The sequence below is a fragment of the Escherichia sp. AM3 genome, from assembly GCF_032029835.1.
Classification (GTDB): Bacteria; Pseudomonadota; Gammaproteobacteria; order Enterobacterales; family Enterobacteriaceae; genus Escherichia; species Escherichia coli.
This window is the reverse complement of the sequence record NZ_JAVUPQ010000205.1, coordinates 1-2,386: the sequence shown is the minus strand read 5'-3', so window position 1 is coordinate 2,386 and position 2,386 is coordinate 1. Positions and strand designations below refer to the sequence as shown.

Here is a 2,386-nt window from a genome sequence, read left to right as displayed (position 1 = left end):
CTGCCATGTTGATAACAGTTGCTATATGAACTTCGACTTTAGTGCCCCGGAATACCATGAACTGGCGCTGTGGGAAGACAAAGCAACGCTGCGTTTTGAATGTGCTGACACATACATTTCCCTGCTGGAAAAATTAACCGCCCTGCTGGGACGCCAGCCAGAACTGCCCGACTGGATTTATGACGGAGTAACGCTCGGCATTCAGGGCGGGACGGAAGTGTGCCAGAAGAAACTGGACACCATGCGTAACGCGGGCGTGAAGGTCAACGGCATCTGGGCGCAGGACTGGTCCGGTATTCGTATGACCTCTTTTGGCAAACGCGTGATGTGGAACTGGAAGTGGAACAGCGAAAACTACCCGCAACTGGATTCACGCATTAAGCAGTGGAATCAGGAGGGCGTGCAGTTCCTGGCCTATATCAACCCGTATGTTGCCAGCGATAAAGATCTCTGCGAAGAAGCGGCACAACACGGCTATCTGGCAAAAGATGCCTCTGGCGGTGACTATCTGGTGGAGTTTGGCGAGTTTTACGGCGGCGTTGTCGATCTCACTAATCCAGAAGCCTACGCCTGGTTCAAGGAAGTGATCAAAAAGAACATGATTGAACTCGGCTGCGGCGGCTGGATGGCTGACTTCGGCGAGTATCTGCCCACCGACACGTACCTGCATAACGGCGTCAGTGCCGAAATTATGCATAACGCCTGGCCTGCGCTGTGGGCGAAGTGTAACTACGAAGCCCTTGAAGAAACGGGCAAGCTCGGCGAGATCCTTTTCTTTATGCGCGCCGGTTCTACCGGTAGCCAGAAATACTCCACCATGATGTGGGCGGGCGACCAGAACGTCGACTGGAGTCTCGACGATGGCCTGGCGTCGGTTGTCCCGGCGGCGCTGTCGCTGGCAATGACCGGACATGGCCTGCACCACAGCGACATTGGCGGTTACACCACCCTGTTTGAGATGAAGCGCAGCAAAGAGCTGCTGCTGCGCTGGTGCGATTTCAGCGCCTTCACGCCGATGATGCGCACCCACGAAGGTAACCGTCCTGGCGACAACTGGCAGTTTGACGGCGACGCAGAAACCATCGCCCATTTCGCCCGTATGACCACCGTCTTCACCACCCTGAAACCTTACCTGAAAGAGGCCGTCGCGCTGAATGCGAAGTCCGGCCTGCCGGTTATGCGCCCGCTGTTCCTGCATTACGAAGACGATGCGCACACTTACACCCTGAAATATCAGTACCTGTTAGGTCGCGACATTCTGGTCGCTCCGGTGCATGAAGAAGGCCGTAGCGACTGGACGCTCTATCTGCCGGAGGATAACTGGGTCCACGCCTGGACGGGTGAAGCGTTCCGGGGCGGGGAAGTTACCGTTAATGCGCCCATCGGCAAGCCGCCGGTCTTTTATCGCGCCGATAGCGAATGGGCGGCACTGTTCGCGTCGTTAAAAAGCATCTAATCACATCCGCCCGTGGGGAAACTCATGGGCAAAGGGAGAACATCGATGAGTCACATCACAACGGAAGATCCAGCAACTTTACGCCTGCCCTTTAAAGAGAAACTCTCTTACGGTATTGGCGACCTGGCCTCTAACATCCTGCTGGATATCGGTACGCTTTATCTTTTGAAGTTTTATACCGACGTTCTGGGGCTGCCAGGCACCTATGGCGGCATTATCTTTTTGATTTCAAAATTCTTTACTGCGTTTACCGATATGGGTACCGGCATTATGTTGGATTCCCGACGCAAGATCGGTCCAAAAGGTAAGTTCCGTCCTTTTATTCTGTATGCGTCATTCCCGGTCACCTTACTGGCGATCGCCAACTTTGTCGGCACACCGTTTGATGTCACCGGTAAAACGGTGATGGCCACTATTCTGTTTATGCTTTACGGACTGTTTTTCAGCATGATGAACTGCTCCTACGGCGCAATGGTTCCCGCTATCACCAAAAACCCCAACGAACGCGCCTCACTGGCGGCATGGCGTCAGGGCGGCGCTACGCTGGGCCTGCTGCTGTGCACGGTGGGATTCGTGCCAGTTATGAATCTTATCGAAGGTAATCAGCAACTTGGCTATATCTTCGCCGCCACGCTGTTTTCACTGTTTGGCCTGCTGTTTATGTGGATCTGCTACTCGGGCGTGAAAGAGCGTTATGTCGAAACCCAGCCTGCTAATCCGGCGCAAAAGCCGGGCCTGCTGCAATCTTTCCGCGCAATTGCGGGTAACCGCCCGCTGTTCATTCTGTGCATTGCCAACCTCTGCACTTTAGGGGCGTTTAACGTCAAGCTCGCCATCCAGGTCTATTACACCCAGTACGTGCTTAACGATCCCATCCTGTTGTTGTATATGGGATTTTTCAGCATGGGCTGTATTTTCATCGGCGTATTC

The 2,386-nt window shown here is 54.1% G+C and carries 2 protein-coding genes; both read left to right on the top strand.

The window, feature by feature from the left end:
* Positions 1 to 1,456: sulfoquinovosidase (yihQ, locus tag RTW80_RS24100; protein ID WP_312720551.1), on the top strand; the 1,456-nt coding region annotated here is incomplete at its 5' end.
* 45 nt (positions 1,457 to 1,501) lie between these two features.
* On the top strand, positions 1,502 to 2,386 hold an 885-nt coding region (locus RTW80_RS24095; protein ID WP_312720548.1), incomplete at its 3' end, for a glycoside-pentoside-hexuronide (GPH):cation symporter.